Source organism: Paraburkholderia ribeironis, from assembly GCF_900019265.1.
In the GTDB taxonomy this organism is placed as follows: domain Bacteria; phylum Pseudomonadota; class Gammaproteobacteria; order Burkholderiales; family Burkholderiaceae; genus Paraburkholderia; species Paraburkholderia ribeironis.
Window position 1 is genome coordinate 39976 of sequence record NZ_CYGX02000059.1, and the last position, 18230, is coordinate 58205.

Here is an 18230-nt window from a genome sequence, read left to right on the forward strand (position 1 = left end):
GCGGTTCGCTCCGTTCAGCCCAGGCTCAATGAAGAACGCGTGAAGCGTCCGTAAATCACGTACAGCACGAGTGTGGCCGCCAGCAGCAAGCCGCCGAGTGCGCACGCCATGCCCCAGTTGATCGTCACGTTGGTGAAGTACGCGACGTAGTAGCTGACCATCTGATCGTTCGGACCGCCCAGCAGCGCCGGCGTGATGTAGTAGCCGATCGCCAGAATGAACACCAGCAGTGCGCCCGCGCCGACGCCCGGATAAGTCTGCGGCACGTACACGCGCCAGAATGCGGCGAACGGATGGCTGCCGAGCGAGATCGCGGCACGCTGATAGGTGGGCGGAATCGACTTCATCACGCTATACAGCGGCAGGATCATGAACGGCAGCAGGATGTGCGTCATCGAAATGTATACGCCGGTGCGGTTGAACAGCAGCGCGAGCGGATCGTTCAGCAGCCCGCTCGCGATCAACGCCTTGTTCACCAACCCTTCGCTTTGCAGAATCACGATCCACGCCGCCACGCGCACGAGGATCGAGGTCCAGAACGGGATCAGCACGAGGATCATCACCAGATTCGCGCGGCGCTCGGACAGCGTCGAAATCCAGTAGGCGAGCGGATAGCCGAGCAGCAGCGTGAACAAAGTCACTGCCGCGCCGATCACGAAGGTGCGGCTGAACACCTTCAGATAAATCTGTTGATCGGGATCGGTGGGCACGATGCGGCCGAACGCGTCCTGTTTGTGATCGAGCGAAGCGAGCAGATAGAACGGCGACAACGTGTTGGCGTTCTTCGCGATGGCCTGCCAGTACGCGATATCGTTCCAGCGCTCGTCCAGATCGATGAACTTCGCACGGAGCTGAGCGGGTGTCAGTTGCAGGGGCTTGTTGTTGTCGTCGGCGAACGGCATGGCGCGCGCCGATTTCGCGACCAGCGAGCGATAGCCGGGAATTTCGACGTTCAGGCGCCGCGCCAGCGCGCCCATACCGTCGCTATCGGCGATCGCGGTGAGGTCGGTGGCGAGCGCGACATACGCGGCATCTGACGGCGGCGTTTTGCGATCCCAGCCGCGCAATGCGCTCAGCGTATGCGGCAAGGCGTTGGCGACTTCGGGGTTTTGCGCGGCGCGCGTCAACAGTGCACCGATCGGCACGACGAAGATCAGCAGCAGAAAAATCGCGAGCGGCGCGATCAGCAGCAAGGCCATGGCCCGCTTTCTGGATTCCGCGGCCTTCAGTTCGCGTTTGAGTTTGCCAGTTGATTCAGGCGTTGAATCGGCGGCGATGGTCATCGTGGTCACACCTGTCTCCTGTCGACCGCAGTTGGCGCTTCAGCGCCTACTGCGGTCCCATGCTGAGGTCTGACTGGAGTTAGCGCTTCAGCGCTTACTCCAGGCCCTCAGCGGTCGACCGCAGTTAGCGCTTTAGCGCTTACTCAGGTCCCATGCTGAGGTCTGACTGGAGTTAGCGCTTCAGCGCTTACTCCAGGCCCTCAGCGGTCGGCCGCAGTTAGCGCTTTAGCGCTTACTCAGGTCCCATGCTGAGGTCTGACTGGAGTTAGCGCTTCAGCGCTTACTCCAGGCCCTCAGCGGTCGGCCGCAGTTGGCGCTTTAGCGCTTACTCAGGTCCCATGCTGAGGTTTGACTGGAGTTAGCGCTTCAGCGCTTACTCTAGGCCCTCAGCGGTCGGCCGCAGTTGGCGCTTTAGCACTTACTCCAGTCCCATGCACAGCAATCCTCTGCATCAGCGCACGCGCGCCCAGCTTCGGACATGCGCGCGCTTCATTGCATCGATCCGGCGCGGCCCTGCCAACGGCAAAGCCGCGCCTTCCCACTCCCCGCCGATTACTTCGAAGCCCACGACGAAAAACGCTGCTCCAGTTCATCGCCATGGTCGGTCCAGAACGACAGGTTCTGCAGCACCGCGTTCTTGCCGTTGGCCGGTGAATTAGGCAGATCCGCGAGCGTCTTGGCGTCGAGCGACTTGATCGCCGTCACGTTCACCGGACCATACGCGATATGGTGCGCGTACTCCTGCTGCGGCTTCGGCGACAGCGAATAGGCGATGTACTGCTCGGCCAGCGCCTTGTTCGGCGAGCCCTTCGGAATCGCCCAGTAATCGAGGTCGTAGATGCTGCCGTTCCACACCACCTTGAGGTTCTTGCCTTCCCGCTGCGCGGCGTCGATCCGGCCGTTGTACGCGGTGGACATCACCACGTCGCCGGCGACGAGAAACTGCGGCGGCTGCGCGCCCGCTTCCCACCACTGAATGTTCGGCTTCAGCTGGTCGAGCTTCTTGAACGCGCGGTCCTGACCTTCCTTGGTGGCAAGTACTTTGTAGACGTCCTTCGGTGGCACGCCGTCGGCCATCAGCGCGAATTCGAGGTTGTAGCGTGCGCCCTTGCGCATCGCACGCTTGCCCGGAATCTTCTTGACGTCCCAGAAGTCGGCCCAGCCGGTCGGCGCGGTCTTGAGCTTGTCGGCGTTATACGCGAGCGCCGTCGACCACACGAAAAAGCCGACGCCGCAAGCTTGCGGAGCTTCAGGAATCAGATCCGACTTCTTGCCGATCTTCGACCAGTCGAGCTTCTCGTACAGCCCTTCGTCGCAGCCACGGCCGATATCGCCCGACTCCACTTCCACCACGTCCCAGTTCACGTGCTTGGCTTCGACCATTGCCTTCACTTTGGCCTGCTCGCCGTTGTATTCGACGGCCGTCACCTTGGCGCCGGTTTGCGATTCGAACGGCTGGTTGAATGCGGCCTTTTGCGCGTCCCCATTCGCACCGCCGAAATTGACGACCGTCAGTTCCGCGGCATTGACCTGCGCGGCGCCCAGCGCAAGCGCGACAGCACCGACAGCGATGGCACAGCGCGATTTCCCGATCTTGCTCATGGTGTGTTGCTCTCCTTTGGTGGTGTACTGCAATCTAATTAGTGCGACTTGTTATGTGCTGCTAGTTTGAGTTGCCTGCGTCGAATCCACGCGCGCGCGACGCCATCACGCCCCTGCGAACACCCGCAGATGATCGGGTGCGAACTCCAGTGCGACCGGCGCGCCGGGCGCAAAGGTATCGAGCGCATCGGTACCGAGTGGCACCTTGACGAAGCACTCGTCCTGCTGCGGCACACCACAGCGCATGCGCACGTGGTCGCCGAAATAGATCAGTCCGCGCGCCTCGCCGGTGAGCGCATTCGCGCCGGGCCGCGCGAGACCGTTCGCGAGCTTCATACGCTCGGGCCGGATGCACGCGACCGCTGGCGAGCCCGCACGCGCGCCGCCGATATTTCGGCCCGTCAGGCGCGTGCCGTCAATCAGATGAAACTCGCAATACTCGCCTTCGACATTCGCGATCGTGCCGCGCAGCCTGTTGCTATCGCCGATGAAGTTCGCGACGAACTCGTTGCACGGCGATTCGTAGAGCCGATCGACGGTGTCGAGTTGCTGCACGATGCCTTTGTCGAACACCGCGACCCGGTCGGACATGGTCAGCGCCTCGCCCTGGTCGTGCGTGACATACACGAATGTGACGCCGAGCTTCTCGTGCAATGATTTAAGTTCATACTGCATGTGCTCGCGCAACTGCTTGTCCAGTGCGCCGAGCGGCTCGTCCATCAGCACCAGCTTCGGTTCGAACACCAGCGCCCGCGCCAGCGCGATACGCTGCTGCTGGCCGCCCGACAGTTGCGCCGGATAGCGCTTTGCGAAGCTCTCCATGCGCACCATCTTCAGCGCGTTGTTGGTGCGATGCGCACGCTCCTGCGCCGATGACTTGCGCACGGTCAACGGATACGCGACGTTCTGCTCGACCGTCAGATGCGGGAACAGCGCGTAGTTCTGAAACACCATGCCGATGTTGCGCTTATGCGGCGGCACCGTATTGAGCAGCGTGCCGTCGAGCCAGATCTCGCCGCCGGTGGGGAATTCGAAGCCGGCCAGCATCATCAGGCAGGTGGTTTTACCTGAGCCGGACGGCCCGAGCAGCGTCAGGAATTCGCCCTGATAGATATCCAGATCGAGTTGTTTGACGACCAGCGTTTCGCCGTCGTACGTCTTGCGTACGCCTCGAAAGCTGACGATCACGTCATCGGTTTTCATGCCCTCGTCTCCTCTGCGGTCTGGCAAGCGCCCGCTATGTGACAGCGGGATTGCATCAATTGCGTGGCTCACTATAGACCGTTACGGTTCTACAATATGGAGCCATTTCATTATTCCGGATAGAACCACTTGGACACCGTCATTTTATCGGACTGGCTCGCCGCGAGGCTCGACCGCGGGGCCGCCGAACCGGTCTACCGGCAGACGCTGCGGCTGATGCAGCAGGCCATCCTGACCGGCCAGCTGCCGCCGGGCACCAAGCTGCCCAGCTCGCGCACGCTCGCCCAGGACCTCGGCATCGCGCGCAATACGGTGCTGCATGTCTACGACCAGTTGACCGCCGAAGGCTACGTCATCTCGACCACCGGTAGCGGCACGTATGTCGCCGACACACGGCCGGATACGGCCGCGATGAACACGCGCAGGAAGCCGGCGGTCGTGGCGGTCGCGGCTGCCGACTCGCACGGGCAGTCGGCCACCCGCATTCCGCAGCCGCCCAAACGCGATCTGGGCGACCTGTCGACTCGCGGACGGCGCCTGATCGGCCAGGCCGGCGTGTCCGCCAAGCAATGGGGCGCGTTCATGCCGGGCGTGCCCGACGTCGCCGAATTCCCGGCGCGCACGTGGAGCCGCCTGCAGGCGCGCTTATGGAAGGAAGCCAATCCCGATCTGCTCACCTATGCGCCCGGCGGCGGTTACCGGCCGTTGCGGCGGGCGCTGTCGGACTACCTGCGGGTGGCGCGCTCGGTGAATTGCACGCCGGACCAGATCATCATCACCACGGGCATCCATCAATCGATCGATCTGGCGGTGCGTTTGCTGACCGACGTCGGCGACCGCGCATGGGTCGAGGAGCCGTGCTACTGGGGCGTGCGCAGCGTGCTGCAATCGTCCGGGGTCACGCTGGTGCCGGTGCCGGTGGACGACGAAGGCCTGAATCCGCGCGAGCAGGATCTGCAACAGCCGCCGCGGCTCGCGCTCGTCACGCCGTCGCACCAATATCCGCTCGGCATGGTGATGAGCCTCGCGCGCCGCCGCACGCTGCTCGAATACGCGCGTCAGCACAACGTCTGGATCATCGAGGACGACTACGACAGCGAGTTCCGCTACGGCAGCCGCCCGCTCGCTTCGCTGCAAGGGCTCGACGACGCCGGTCAGGTGATCTACGTGGGCAGCCTGGGAAAGATGCTGTTTCCCGGCCTGCGGATGGGCTACATGATCGCGCCTGAGCATCTGGTGGATACGTTTCGCACCGGGCTCGCGGAGTTGTATCGGGAAGGCCAGTTGATGCAGCAGGCGGTGATGACCGAGTTCATCATGGACGGCCATCTGACCTCGCACGTTCGCCGCATGCGTGCGCTATACGGCGAACGCCGGCAGATTCTGATCGACGCGATCACCGCGCGGTTCGGCAGCGAACTACCGGTGATGGGCGACGAGGCCGGCCTGCACCTCGTGCTCGGCCTGCCGGATCACGCGAACGATCGCGCGGTGACGGTCGCCGCTTCTGAAGCCGGCGTGATCGTGCGGCCGCTTGCCAGCTATTACACCACCGATCCGCCGCCGCGGCGCGGCCTGCTGCTCGGCTATGCGTGCGTGCCGAACGACAGGATTGGCCCGGCGTTCGAGACGCTCGCGCGTGTGATCGAGCAGACCGCGTTGAAGACGCCGACGCGCGCCGCCTGATCCGCTCGCATAGCGCGCACGTGGGGCATGAGGCACGTACCGCTTGTGGCGAATGTCGCGCATGTGGCGCATGTAGCACATGTAGCGCACGTGGCCTCGGGCGCGCGGCGTCACCAGCCGCGCACCGCCGTCACTTCAGGCCGAAATCCACGCGCGTGGTCGCGCCCTTGTCCTTGATGCCGTCCGCGTTCAGCTTCGGCGCTACGATGAATACGCGGCTGCTGTCGATCTTGCCCTCCAGGTACTGCTGCACGCTCTGCGCCCGCTGTTGCGCGAGCTGGCGCAAGCTGGCGTCGTCGATCGGCGCGTTGGCGGCAAGCGCGCTCTTCATGTCGTCGTCCGGCAGGCTCTTGGTCAGGCCGATGAAGTTGCGCGGCTTCTTGAAGTCGGCGGACTTGTAGGCCTTGCTCAGATACTTGTCGTAGTCTTTCTGATCGACTGTGACGGTCGACACATCGACGCTCTCGCCGTTGCCCACCACGTCCTTGATCTTCTGCTGCTTGACGAGGCGCTCGACATACTGGGTGCGCAACGCCGGCTCGTCGATTGCGGGATCGACGCGGCCAATCAGGTCGATGCGGACCGACGGCTTGTCGGCCAGCGCCTTGACGATCGTATCGAGCTTTTGGGTGTCGGCGTCCGTGAGCTTCGCCAAACCCGGCTCGAACTCCACATAGCCCAGTTCCTCGCCGCTGCCGCCGAACGCGTGCGCGATCAGCGTGAACGGCGCGGTCACCGCCTTTTCCAGCAGATTGAGCACCGCATGCCAGATCAGGCCGCCGATACTGAACTCGGGATTCGACAGCGAACCGGACACCGGTAGATTCACATCGATTTCGCCGCGCGAGTTTTTCAGGAGCGAGATCGCGAAACGCACCGGCAGTTTGGTCGCCGTATCGTTTTCGACGCGGTCGCCGAACGTGAGCTGAGAGATGAACAGGTGGTTGTTGGCGGTCAACTGATTGTTTTCGAGCTTGTAGTGCACGTCGACATTCAGCTTGCCCTTGATGATCGGATAACCGACATATTTCACCGAATACGGCGCGAGGTTGGTCAATTCGATGTCATGCGCGATCCCGGTCAGATCGAGCGATGGTTGCGCGATGAGCGGATTGACCGTGCCGCGAATCGACAGCGGACCGTTGGCCGCCAGCTTCGCGGCGACATCGACCGGCGCGGGGGTGGTCGACTGCGTGCCGAACGCGCCGACCGTGCCCTGGATGCCGACCAGATTGGCGGTGTAATTCGGCTTGATGAAGTTGTCCGTGTAAGTGACACGGCCCTGCTGCAGCACCAGTTGCCCGAAGTGCAGCTTGACCGGGCTCTGCGGCGGCGTAGCGGCCGTGACGGTGGCGGGCGTGGCCGACGAGACCGGCGCCGACGCGGCAGCGGCTGCCGCCGCCGATGCCGCGGGCGGTGTCAGCGGTATGGGCTCGGCGCCGCTCTTCTCGCGCGTCAGCGATTGCGCCGCGCCGCTTTCATGCGCGACCACGTCTCTCAGATTGAGCTTGCCTTGCGCGTCTAGCAGCACGCGCCCGTAGAACTTCGTGAACGTGACGCGGCCCGCGTCCACCGACGTGCCGTGCTCGTCGTAATTGGCCTTCAGGTTCGACAGCGCGAGCGAGCCCCAGCTGGCGAACGGGTCCGAGGTTGCCTTGTCGAGCATGCGCACGTCGACCAGCGCCATGTCGCCGCGGTAACTCGCCTGCAACGACTTCGCCTGCGTCACCGCGAGATCGCCGTTCGCGTTGAGCAGCGCGCTCGCGACCACCGCATTCAGCGCGCTGCCGAAGTACGGTTCGAAGGCCGCCGCGTCGAGCCGGTTCGCGTTCACCTTGACGGCCACCTTGAGCGGCGTCGCCGTGACGTCGCCCTTTATGCCGAGCGTGCCTTTCTTGTTCAGCGTGGCTTGCAGATCGACCGGCAGCGGCCGGCTGAGGTCGTCGCTGATCTGCTGCACCTTCAGTTGCAGCGGCGTGATGCTCAGCTTCACCGGATGCGGCGTGGTGTTGTCCGTGACGTTGACGGTCGCGTCCTTCAGCGTCAGCTCGCCGATCTTGTAGTGCCACGCGGGCCCTTCGGCGTGGGCCTGCTTGACCGCGCGGATCGCGGTGCGCTTCTGCTCGGTCTGGTGCGGACCGGCGAGCGACGCGAGGTTGATGCTGCCGTCTTTCAGACGCTGCGCGTCGAGTGCGAGACCGGTCGTGGCGACGCTGGTGACATCGGCCATTCGCGCGGCCACGTCCACCTGCTTGACCGTCACGCTGCCTTGCGCGAGCGAGACCACCGGCTCCCTGGCGCCAGGCGCGGCCAGCTTCAGCGATTGCAGATCGAGTTGCGTATCGGCGACCATCACGGCCGCTGGCGATTTCGACCAGTTCGCATCGATATTGGTCGTCGCGGAAAGCGCGCCGTCCACCACCTGCGCCGCCGTCGTGGTGTCGAGATAAGGCTGCAGCCGCGACAGATTCAACGACTTCAGATCGAGCTTGGCGCTCGCGGTCTTCGCCGCGAGGCCGAGCGTGCCCTCGGCACCAAGTGAACCGCCGCCGTCGCGAAGCTCGGTGTTCAGCGTGTAGCGTGCGGGCGCGGTGGCGAGCGTCGAAAAATCATTCAGCGTGACCGCGAGTTTTTGCAGGCCGAGATCGACCGGCCGCGAGGCTGCGTCGTCGTGGACATTGACGGTGCCGTCGTCGAGCACGAAGCGTTTGATCGACAGGTCCATAGGGGCGGTGGCCTTGTCGGTGGCCTTGTCGGTGGCCTTGGCCGGTGCGCCGGATGCCGCGGCCGGCGCGCTCGCCGCAGGCTTTTGCGCAGGCTTTTCCGCAGCCTTCGCGGACGCCTCCGCGTCAGGCGCCGCGGGTGTCGACGCCAACATCCGCTCGACGCTTAGTACACCGTCCTTGTCGCGTGCGAGATTGGCGCTCGGCGCGTCGATACGGATTTCATCGAAGTGATAGAGGCTCTTCAGCGGCTCGAGCGTCGCAGCGGCCACGTGCAACGCGCGGGCTGCGAAGAATGGCGCCTTGCCCTGATCCTGCAAGTCCACGTCGTTCATGTCGACGGTGCCCGTCACGCGCAACGAGGGCGTGTCGTTGGACATCACGAAGTTGAGCTTGAGATCGGTGGACAGCTTGCCGGACTGCACGATCACCGGCAGTTTCGTCGGCACGTAGGACACGAGGCGCGGCACGTCGAGCCCGTCGAAGCGCAGCGACACTTCCGACTCGCGCGACGCCGCGAACGGCTTGGTCTTGCCGTCGATCGCGAGCGGACTGCCGTCGATGCGCGCACGCAGCAACGGCTCGACGAAGATGTCGGTTTTCGAAGGCAGCGTGGCGATGAACGGAATGCCGAGCTTCCATTGATCGATCACGTGAGTCGCGCCGAGCAGTTTGTCGTCGAACGTGATCCGGCCGTTTTCGAGGCGAATGTTCGATACGGAGAACAGCGTCGGCTTGTTATCGGGCTTGGCAGGCTGTTTGGCGAACTTGTCGATCAGGTCGGTGAAATTGAAGCGCTGCGCATCGTAGCGAACGAGATGAAAACGCGGCGAGTCCACCTGTACCTTGTTGACGATCGGCGCGCCGCGAAACAGCGAAGTCCATGACGGCTGCACGATGAGCCGCGAAATATCCACGAAATCGCCCGCGCCGCCGCGCTCGCCGATATGCACGTTATTGGCTTCGAATCTGAGCGTGTAGGGATTGAGCGCAATGCGGCCGATCGTGGCGGGGCGATCGAGCTGCTTGCTGAGCTGTTGCTCGGCAATGTGGCGAATCAGCGGCGGCGCCGCGAAAAAGCCGAGCAGACCGATTACTACGAAAAAGATCAGCAGACCTACGAGAACACGTCGCGTGCGACGTGACTGCGCGACCTCGCGCACGGTCTTCATGGAAGAAGCGAGTGATGCTTTATTGAGGCTTGCCATGCTCGGTTTGGGTAATGCGGCGGCAAGCCCGCCGCGAAAACGAAAATCCCGCAAACGGCAGTATAAGTCGTGAACGTGACAGCGGATAGGAATGTCAGTCGCGGCTCGACCATCCGAGCCGCGCGATTGCGTCACATGTCCGTCGCGGCGGAGCGCCGGACACGCGACGTTTGATGCGTCATGCGTGCGTAGCTGTCATATCACTGACGCATTGCGTAGCCACGCTTCGTTGACGTATTTCATTGACACACATCATTGACACACATCATTGACACACATCATTGACACACATCATTGACGCACTTCATTGACGCACAACAGCCGGCGGTTGCCAGCTGCCGTCGGTGGCTTGCGGCTTCGGTGCGTAGAGACGCAGCACCAGTTGCAGATCGGCGCGCGGCGCCGGCAGCCAGTTGCCGTTCTTGACACGCGTGGATGACACGATCACATCAAGCGAGCCGTCGCGATTGCGGCGCGCGCCGTTGCGATCGCTGACTGCGAGACGGGCTGGGGCACTTTCGCTCAACGCGCCATCTTTGGTATAGGCGGTGATCGACCAGAAGCCGCGCACCGGCGGCAACTGGTTCGACGCAAAGTGAATCACGTAGCGGTTCGCGCCGTGCAGCGCATGGCCGTCGCTGTCCTGCGAGACGACCGCGCGCACTTCGTCGTCCTTGGTGCCGATGCCCAGCTGCGCACTCGCGGCATACGCGCGCAATGAGTAGTCGGGGCCGTAGTTGCCCACGCCTTCGCCGAACCAGCTCCAGCCATTGGCGCTCAGCAGATTGGACGGCGGCGTGACCACGCGGTCGTGCCCCTCGGCGAGACCCGCCGCGATGGCATCGGGCGTGCTTGGCAGCTTCACCGGCTCGCCCGGCGTTACCCCGAGGTCCGCGAGAAATTTCAGCGCATGGGGATCGGCCGGTGTCGGCGGATTGTCAGGCAAGGCGTCCGCGAGACGGGTGAAGAAGCCGGTCGCGTCGAGCGCGGCAACCTGCGCGGCCGGCGTGCCGCTCGTGCCATTCCCGCTGCTCGTGCCGATCGCGATATCGGCGGCATTGCCGCGCGGCGGCGTCATCGACGCCCCGGACGCATCAGCCGCGTAGACGCTCAGCGGTGCGACGCGAATCGCGCGTTGCAGCTTGCGCACCGCTGCCAGGTCGCGTGCGCCGTTCGACTGGATGCGCACGCTCACCCACGCATTGCGGGTCGGCACGTCGACGCGCTTCACGCCCTTGGGCAGCTCGCCCTGCCAGCCCGGGCCGACGAACGCGATGCTTTGCGCCTTGATGCCCCTCGCGTTGGTCGCGAACTGCGAGCTGGTCGACCACACGACGTTGGTCCACATATCGAGCACGCGAGCATCGACATAGCGGCCGTGCGAGTCGGGTAGCGCAATGATCACCGGCTCGCTGCCGACGTCGAGCCAGCCGGTCGAGTCGAGTGTGTCGAGGCTGGGCTGCGACGGATTGGACGCGCCGATCGGCGGCAACGCCTGCGCGTGGCGCAGCGTATTGATGGGCGCCTGGCCCGGACCGGTGCCGAGCGCCGCGTCGCACGCGACGCCCATCAGCACCAGCGGATAGCCGAATACGTATGAGTCGGCGACTTCATCGCCGATCCAGCCGGTAGTCTTTTGCGTTGCGGACGGGTTCGACGCACAACCGGCCAGAAGTGCGAGGCCGGCGAACGATGCGCAGGCCCAGTGAATCGAAAACGGTTCTCGGCGATTTTTTATCATTCGTTCAGAAAGCGGAACGTGCGGTCCAGGGGATGCCGGTGCGTTGCGATCTCTGCGTGCGTGGTCTCCCAGAACCCAGCGCAGCCAGTCCGCGATCCGCGATGCCGACAACAGTCGGTTGTATCGTATCCTTGCTCACCAGGCAAGCGCAAAGGCATGAATTGCGCCAGGCGATCCGGGCGTGGTATGCACGTGGACCGTTCTCCGAAGGGGTGGCAATTTTTGGCGCACCCGCCGGCTCGTACGATATGTGTCAACCTTGCAGGTTGGGCGACGCCGATTAGCTCTTTCGGTCCTTTGCGGTCCTTTGCGCCCTTCTTCGTCCTTGTTCGTCCCGTTTCGTCCTGTTTCGTCCTTTCGTATCCGGAGCGCCCCGATGTATATGCCCGCCCATTTCGAAGAGAACCGTCCAGAGGTTCTCCACCGCCTGATCGCCGAGCAGCCGTTCGGCACGCTGATTACGAACGGCCCGAACGGGCTCGACGCGAACCATTTGCCATTCGACGCGCAGCTAGTCCCCGCAGGGGGCGACGCACAGCTGGTCCCCGCAGGGGACAATCCCGCGTCCCCCGCTCACACCCGCTGTATTCTCCGCGCCCACGTGGCGCGCGCCAATCCGGTCTGGCAAGAAGCCGCCACGCATCCCGACGCGCTCGTGATCTTCCAGGGCCCGGCCGCCTACATCTCGCCGAGCTGGTATCCGAGCAAGCATGAAGCGCATCGGCAGGTGCCGACCTATAACTACATGGTGGTGCACGCGCATGGCCGGATCGTCGTGCGCGACGACGAGTCGTTCGTGCGTGGCCTGGTCGCACGGCTCACGCGCAAGATGGAAGCCGGCGAGCCGGTGCCGTGGAAGATGAGCGACGCGCCCGCCGACTTCATCACGCAGATGCTCGGCGCGATCGTCGGAATCGAGATCGAGGTGACGCGTCTCGTCGGCAAATGGAAGCTCGGTCAGAACAAGGCCGCCGCCGACCGGCGCGGCGCGGCCGAAACGCTGCTGGCGCGCGCCGGCGAGCAACAGCGGGCCGTCGGCCAGGCCATGCTCGACGCGCCGCCCGCTCTCTGAGCGGACGGTTTCGCGCGGGTGGGCGGCTCGCCTCACGCGCCACACTTACGCGCCACGCCGTCGCCGCATCATCGTTGTTGACCTTCCCGTCATGGGAAGGTCGATACTGTATGCATGATGCGGCCCAATGCCGCCACGAGCCTTATCGATCATGACCGAACTTGCCCACCCGCAGCGCGTCGCCGCGCCAGACGCCGCCCGTACCGTCGAATTCGACATCGGCGGAATGACGTGCGCGTCGTGCGCGATGCGCGTCGAGAAAGCGCTGGCCAAAGTACCCGGCGTTATGCGCGCGTCGGTCAATCTCGCCACCGAGCGGGCCCGCGTCGAAACCGACGCCACCGTCGACCCCGTCACACTCGCCGACGCCGTGCGCAAAGCGGGCTATGACGCGACGCCATCCGCCCGCGCCGACGTCGCACCCGCACAAGCGCCGCAGCTCACCGAATTGGCGATCGGCGGCATGACCTGCGCGTCGTGCGCGCTGCGCGTCGAGAAAGCGCTGGCGAAAGTGCCGGGCGTCGCGAGCGCGTCGGTGAATCTGGCGACCGAAACCGCCAGCGTCCAGTTGGGCGGCGCAGCCTCCGACCCGCAAGCGCTGATTGCCGCAGTCAGAAAGGCGGGCTACGAAGCGACGCTGCTCGCATCGCCGGATGCGCCAGCCGCCACCGACACCAGCGACCGCGCCACCACCAGCGCCGCCGCGGACCGCAAGCGCGACGAGGCGCGCCGCGAACTGGCGGCCGTGCTCGCCTGCGCCGTGCTGACGCTGCCGCTTGTTGCACCGATGCTTGCGCCGATGCTCGGCGATTGGTTCGGCATGCATACGATGGTGCCGCCATGGCTGCAATTCGGACTCGCGTCGATCGTGCAGTTCGTGTTCGGCGCGCGCTTCTACCGCGCGGCCTACCGGGCCGTGCGCGCAGGCGCCGGCAACATGGACCTGCTGGTGGCGCTCGGCACGTCGGCGGCCTACGGGATCAGCGTCTACCAGCTCGCGGCGCATCCGGACGACATGCTGCATCTGTATTTCGAAGCGTCGGCGGTCGTGATTACGCTGGTGCGTTTCGGCAAGTGGCTCGAAGCGCGCGCCAAACGGCAAACCACCGATGCGATCCGCGCGCTCAACGCGCTGCGCCCCGAGCGCGCACGCATTCGCGTCGGCACCGACGAGCGCGACGTGCCGCTCGCGCAAGTGCGCGTCGGCACGGTGGTGATCGTGCGTCCGGGCGAACGCGTGCCGGTCGACGGCGCGGTGCTCGAAGGCCGCACGCATATCGACGAATCGCTGATCACCGGCGAAAGTCTGCCGGTGCCGAAACAGGTTGCCGACGCGGTCACGGCCGGCTCGATCAACGGCGAAGGCGCGATCGCCGTGACCACCACCGCGATCGGCGCCGAAACGACGCTCGCGCGGATTATCCGTCTGGTGGAAAGCGCCCAGGCGGAAAAGGCGCCGATCCAGCGACTTGTCGACCGGGTCAGCGAAATCTTCGTGCCGGCGATTCTGGCGATCGCCGCGCTCACGCTGGTCGGCTGGCTGATCGCTGGCACCAGCGGCGAAACCGCGATTCTGAACGCGGTCGCCGTGCTGGTGATCGCATGCCCGTGCGCGCTCGGGCTGGCGACGCCGGCCGCGATCATGGCCGGCACCGGCGTCGCGGCACGGCACGGCGTGCTGATCAAGGACGCCGAAGCGCTCGAGACCGCGCATCGGGTAACGCTCGTCGCGTTCGACAAGACCGGCACGCTGACACTCGGCCAGCCGTCCATGACGGCGTTCGAACCGATCGGCGAGACCGGGCGCGACGAGGCACTGGCACTGGCCGCCGCGGTGCAGCGACACAGCGATCATCCGTTGGCGCGCGCCGTGGTCAAAGCATACGACGCGGCAGCGAGCCAGCCGGCGGCAATCGATGACGACGCAGCGTCAACGCAACGCGCCGACCTCGTGACGCCCGCTCGCGTGCTGGCCCCTCAGGCGAGTGCCGCGCGAGCGGTCGCCGGCCGTGGCGTCGAAGCGGACATCGACGGCCGCACCCTCGCGCTCGGCAGCACGCGCTGGCTCAACGAACTCGGCATCGAGCTGGCGCCCGCGGTCGCCGCACGCGCGCACGAGCTCGAAGCCGCCGGCAACACCGTCTCGTGGCTCATGCAGCGCGATCGGCAAGCGCCCCGGGCGCTCGCGCTGACCGCTTTCGGCGACACCGTCAAGCCGACCGCCCGCGCCGCCGTCGAACGGCTGGCCCGCATGGGCATACAGAGCGTGCTCGTCACCGGCGACAACCGCGGCAGCGCGGCGAGCGTCGCCCGCGCACTCGGCATTGAAGAATTCCACGCCGAAGTGCTGCCCGACGACAAAGCCCGCGTGATCCGCGACCTGAAAATCCGCCGCGCCGGCATCGTCGCAATGGCGGGCGACGGCATCAACGATGCCCCCGCGCTCGCCGCCGCCGACATCGGCATCGCGATGGCGACCGGCACCGACGTCGCGATGCACGCGGCCGGCATCACGTTGATGCGCGGCGACCCGGCACTCGTCGCCGACGCGATCGACATCTCGCGCAGAACCTGGCGCAAGATCCAGCAGAACCTGTTCTGGGCGTTCGTCTACAACCTGATCGGCATCCCGCTGGCCGCCTTCGGTTGGCTCAATCCGATGCTCGCCGGCGCGGCGATGGCCTTTTCCAGCGTCAGTGTCGTCACCAACGCGCTGTTGCTGCGCACGTGGCGCGCAGCGCCCGGGCGCTCCGCGCGCCAGGCGTAACGCGCATCGGCCATCCCGGCAGGGCCGCGTTCAATTACGGCCGGCTTTCAAATGTCCTAAAGGCGGTGCCGTCGCGGCCGTAAACCAGACATCGACGCCGGCCATGCCCACGCGTGGCGCGAGCATTCGCGTGTCCACTTTTACTGCGCCCACTGCCATGGATTTCATCTTTCTGCGCCGCGCCAGCGTTGGCGCACGGCTCGCCGTGCTTTCCTGCGTACTGGTCGCGCTGATTTTCGCCGCGTTCACGTGGGCGCTCACGCGCTCCGCCGGCCTGCAGGTCCGCGACCAGGTGCTCGAGCGCATCGCCGAAAAGGATCGCTCGATCGCGGCGATGATCATGCTATTCGACAAGGCGCTGTCGTCAGAAGTCGATCGCTCGACGTCGCTCTTCGCGAGCTTCCTGCCCACCAGCTACTCGCTCGACGACACGCAGAAAGTCGATATTGGCGGGGTCGCGACGCCGACCATGAAGGCCGGCGACAAAGTCCTGAACCTGGACTTCTCGATCCCCGACCAGTTTCTCGAACGCAGCGGCGCGATCGCCACCGTGTTCGCACGCAGCGGCGACGACTTCGTGCGCGTGACGACTTCGCTGAAGAAGCAGGACGGCACCCGCGCGATCGGCACGCTGCTCGACCGCAAAGGACCGGCCTATGCGCCACTCCTCGCGAACCAAACCTACACGGGACTGGCCACGCTGTTCGGCAAGCGGATGATCACGCAGTATCGGCCGGTTACCGACGCGAGCGGCCGCGTGATCGGCGCGCTGTTCGTCGGCGTGGATGTGGACAAGGAAATCCAGTCGGTCCAGGACGGCATTCGCAACCTGAAGATCGGCGACAGCGGTTATTACTTCGTGCTCGACGCGTCGCAGGGCGCGGAGCGCGGCAAGCTGATCGTGCATCCGGGCGCCGCGAGCCAGAAGGCGGACGACGCGAACGCACCGTATCAGCGGATGCTCGACATGAAGCAGGGCCAGCTCGACTACAGTTCGGCCGACGCAACGCTCGGCGAGCGCGACGCACGCGACAAGTTCGTATCGTTCATCACCGTGCCGGAATGGCATTGGCTGGTGGGCGGCGTCGCGCCGCGCGACGAGGTGATGGCCGACATCGTCGCGACCCGCAACGAATTCCTGCTGCTCGGCTTCGCGCTGGTCGGTCTGTTCGCGATCGTGTTCCTGGTCGCGGTGCGGCGTCTCGTGAGCCGTCCGCTCGACGAAGCGGCGCGCGCCTCCGAGCGCTTCGCAGCGGGCGATCTGAGCGTGCGCGTGGCGCAGCACGGCAACGCCCGCGCGGATGAAATCGGCCGCCTGATGCAGGCGATCGACGGGATCGGCGAAGGCCTCGCGCGCATCGTTTCACAAGTGCGCGGCGCGTCGGCCGATATGTCGGCAGGCACCGAGAAAATCGCCGCCGGCAGCGGCAACATCGCGGCGCGCATCGCCACGCAGGCGAGCAGCCTGGAGGAAACGGCGGCCAGCATGGAGCAGATCACGTCGACCGTGCAGCAGAACGCCGACCACGCGACCCAGGCCAACACGCTCGTCACGCATGCCGCCGACGCCGCGCTCGAGGGCGGCCGCGCGGTCGAACGCGTGGTATCGACGATGGGCGAGATCAGCCGCTCGTCGCAGAAGATCGCTGAGATCACCACCGTGATCGAGGGCATCGCGTTCCAGACCAACATCCTTGCGCTGAACGCCGCCGTCGAAGCGGCGCGTGCGGGCGAGCACGGCAAGGGCTTTGCCGTGGTGGCCTCGGAAGTGCGGGCGCTCGCGCAACGCAGCGCGGCGTCGGTGAAGGAGATCGAGAGTCTGATCGCGACCTCGACGGCAACCGTGCAAAGTGGTTTCCGGATCGCCGAAGAAGCCAGCTCGACAATGCAGGGCATCGTGCAACAGGTCGGCCAGGTCCGCGCGATCATGAGCGAGATCAACGTCGCGTCGCGCGAACAGTCGGGCGGCATCGAACAGGTCAACCTCGCCGTCACGCAGATCGGCGAGGCGACCCAGCAGAACGCGACGATCGTCGGCGAAGCGGAACTCGCGGCGGCCGAATTGCGCGAGCAGGCCGCGCGGCTTGCGCACGTGGTTAGCGTGTTCACGCTCGAAAGCGGGCGCGAGTGAGCCTCGGCTCGCATGACGGCGCGGCGCTTTGGCTTTGGCGTCAGCTTCATGCCGCGTCGGCGATACTATCGGCCGCGCAGTCGTGACGTGACCGGCGCGCGCAACGGCAGCGCGCGCTGCCGGAACGCTCTACCGGAACGCTTTTAAAACTCGACGTCCAGCTCGTCGATCTCTTCCACTTCCAGCAGCGCATCGGTGATCCACTGCTGCATTTCAGGCAGCGCCATGATCCGCTGTCCGTATTCGACGATCTCCGGATCGAGTTTCACGTCGTACGTCACGAAGCGCGTCACCACGGGCGCGTACATCGCATCCGCCGCGCTGCGCTCGCCGAACAGAAACGGACCGCCGTACTGCTGCAGGCATTCGCGCCAGATCGTCACGATCCGGTCGATATCCGATTGAGCGCGCGCCCACACCTTGAAGCCCGGGAAATGTGCTTTGAGGTTCATCGGCAACGCCGAGCGCAGCGAACTGAAACCCGAGTGCATCTCGCCGCAGATCGAGCGGCAATGTGCCCGTGCGCGAATGTCTTGCGGCAATAGCGCAGCTTCCGGTTTCACTTCGTTCAGATATTCCGCAATCGCCATCGTGTCCCACACCTTGATGCCGTCGTGCATCAGGCACGGCACCAGAATCGATGGCGACAGCAGCAGCAGTTCGGCGCGCGCCGAGGGATCGTCGATCGGCGTCACGACTTCGTCGAACGGCAAGCCACTGAATTTCGCCAGCAACCAGCCGCGCAGCGACCACGACGAGTAGTTCTTGCTGCTGATAGTGAGCGTAGCATTCGCCATACGTTGCTCCCCTAGAT

10 protein-coding genes are annotated in these 18230 nt (G+C 65.1%); 4 read left to right on the forward strand and 6 right to left on the reverse strand.

Annotated elements, in window-relative coordinates; translation table 11 throughout:
- Positions 1–14: 14 nt before the first annotated feature.
- From BN2475_RS24695 to BN2475_RS24705, 3 genes are all read right to left on the reverse strand, one after another.
- The gene (locus BN2475_RS24695; protein WP_174642036.1) at positions 15–1283 is read right to left on the reverse strand and encodes an ABC transporter permease; all 1269 of its coding nucleotides are present in this window, start codon (positions 1281–1283) and stop codon (positions 15–17) included.
- 552 nt (positions 1284–1835) lie between these two features.
- Positions 1836–2885: an ABC transporter substrate-binding protein gene (locus BN2475_RS24700; RefSeq protein WP_094782103.1), complete on the reverse strand. Its 1050-nt coding sequence runs from the start codon at positions 2883–2885 to the stop codon at positions 1836–1838.
- Positions 2886–2990: 105 nt separating this feature from the next.
- Positions 2991–4088: an ABC transporter ATP-binding protein gene (locus BN2475_RS24705; RefSeq protein WP_094782104.1), complete on the reverse strand. Its 1098-nt coding sequence runs from the start codon at positions 4086–4088 to the stop codon at positions 2991–2993.
- A 129-nt stretch (positions 4089–4217) separates the two neighbouring features.
- Here BN2475_RS24705 and pdxR point away from each other — a divergent pair, with 129 nt between their 5' ends.
- On the forward strand, positions 4218–5774 hold the full coding sequence (gene pdxR, locus BN2475_RS24710) for a MocR-like pyridoxine biosynthesis transcription factor PdxR (protein ID WP_094782105.1): 1557 nt from the start codon (positions 4218–4220) through the stop codon (positions 5772–5774).
- A gap of 130 nt (positions 5775–5904) precedes the next feature.
- Here the strand turns inward: pdxR and BN2475_RS24715 are convergent, their stop codons facing one another.
- Both BN2475_RS24715 and BN2475_RS24720 read right to left on the reverse strand, forming a co-directional pair.
- On the reverse strand, positions 5905–9705 hold the full coding sequence (locus BN2475_RS24715) for a DUF748 domain-containing protein (protein ID WP_094782106.1): 3801 nt from the start codon (positions 9703–9705) through the stop codon (positions 5905–5907).
- 304 nt (positions 9706–10009) lie between these two features.
- A complete protein-coding gene (locus tag BN2475_RS24720; protein WP_094782107.1) occupies positions 10010–11446 on the reverse strand; it encodes a DUF1254 domain-containing protein in 1437 nt (478 codons plus the stop codon).
- A 376-nt stretch (positions 11447–11822) separates the two neighbouring features.
- Between BN2475_RS24720 and BN2475_RS24725 the strand changes: the two genes are divergently transcribed.
- From BN2475_RS24725 to BN2475_RS24735, 3 genes are all read left to right on the forward strand, one after another.
- The gene (locus BN2475_RS24725; RefSeq protein WP_094782108.1) at positions 11823–12518 is read left to right on the forward strand and encodes an FMN-binding negative transcriptional regulator; all 696 of its coding nucleotides are present in this window, start codon (positions 11823–11825) and stop codon (positions 12516–12518) included.
- A 151-nt stretch (positions 12519–12669) separates the two neighbouring features.
- The gene (locus tag BN2475_RS24730) at positions 12670–15285 is read left to right on the forward strand and encodes a heavy metal translocating P-type ATPase (protein ID WP_094782109.1); all 2616 of its coding nucleotides are present in this window, start codon (positions 12670–12672) and stop codon (positions 15283–15285) included.
- Positions 15286–15442: 157 nt separating this feature from the next.
- Positions 15443–17416 (forward strand): methyl-accepting chemotaxis protein, encoded by a 1974-nt coding sequence (locus BN2475_RS24735; protein WP_094782110.1) that lies wholly within the window; start codon positions 15443–15445, stop codon positions 17414–17416.
- Positions 17417–17559: 143 nt separating this feature from the next.
- On the opposite strand, the gene BN2475_RS24740 is transcribed toward BN2475_RS24735, so the two are convergent.
- Positions 17560–18213 carry a glutathione S-transferase family protein gene (locus BN2475_RS24740; protein ID WP_094782111.1) on the reverse strand — a complete coding sequence of 218 codons (654 nt, stop codon included), beginning with the start codon at positions 18211–18213 and terminating at the stop codon, positions 17560–17562.
- Between the last annotated feature and the right edge of the window lie 17 nt (positions 18214–18230).

What these genes read in the sequence shown, in the direction of transcription:
- BN2475_RS24695 (WP_174642036.1), bottom strand. Translation starts at nt 1,283, where the DNA reads ATGACCATCGCCGCCGATTCAACGCCTGAATCAACTGGCAAACTCAAA.
- BN2475_RS24700 (WP_094782103.1), bottom strand. Translation starts at nt 2,885, where the DNA reads ATGAGCAAGATCGGGAAATCGCGCTGTGCCATCGCTGTCGGTGCTGTC.
- BN2475_RS24705 (WP_094782104.1), bottom strand. Translation starts at nt 4,088, where the DNA reads ATGAAAACCGATGACGTGATCGTCAGCTTTCGAGGCGTACGCAAGACG.
- BN2475_RS24715 (WP_094782106.1), bottom strand. Translation starts at nt 9,705, where the DNA reads ATGGCAAGCCTCAATAAAGCATCACTCGCTTCTTCCATGAAGACCGTG.
- BN2475_RS24720 (WP_094782107.1), bottom strand. Translation starts at nt 11,446, where the DNA reads ATGATAAAAAATCGCCGAGAACCGTTTTCGATTCACTGGGCCTGCGCA.
- BN2475_RS24725 (WP_094782108.1), top strand. Translation starts at nt 11,823, where the DNA reads ATGTATATGCCCGCCCATTTCGAAGAGAACCGTCCAGAGGTTCTCCAC.
- BN2475_RS24730 (WP_094782109.1), top strand. Translation starts at nt 12,670, where the DNA reads ATGACCGAACTTGCCCACCCGCAGCGCGTCGCCGCGCCAGACGCCGCC.
- BN2475_RS24735 (WP_094782110.1), top strand. Translation starts at nt 15,443, where the DNA reads ATGGATTTCATCTTTCTGCGCCGCGCCAGCGTTGGCGCACGGCTCGCC.
- BN2475_RS24740 (WP_094782111.1), bottom strand. Translation starts at nt 18,213, where the DNA reads ATGGCGAATGCTACGCTCACTATCAGCAGCAAGAACTACTCGTCGTGG.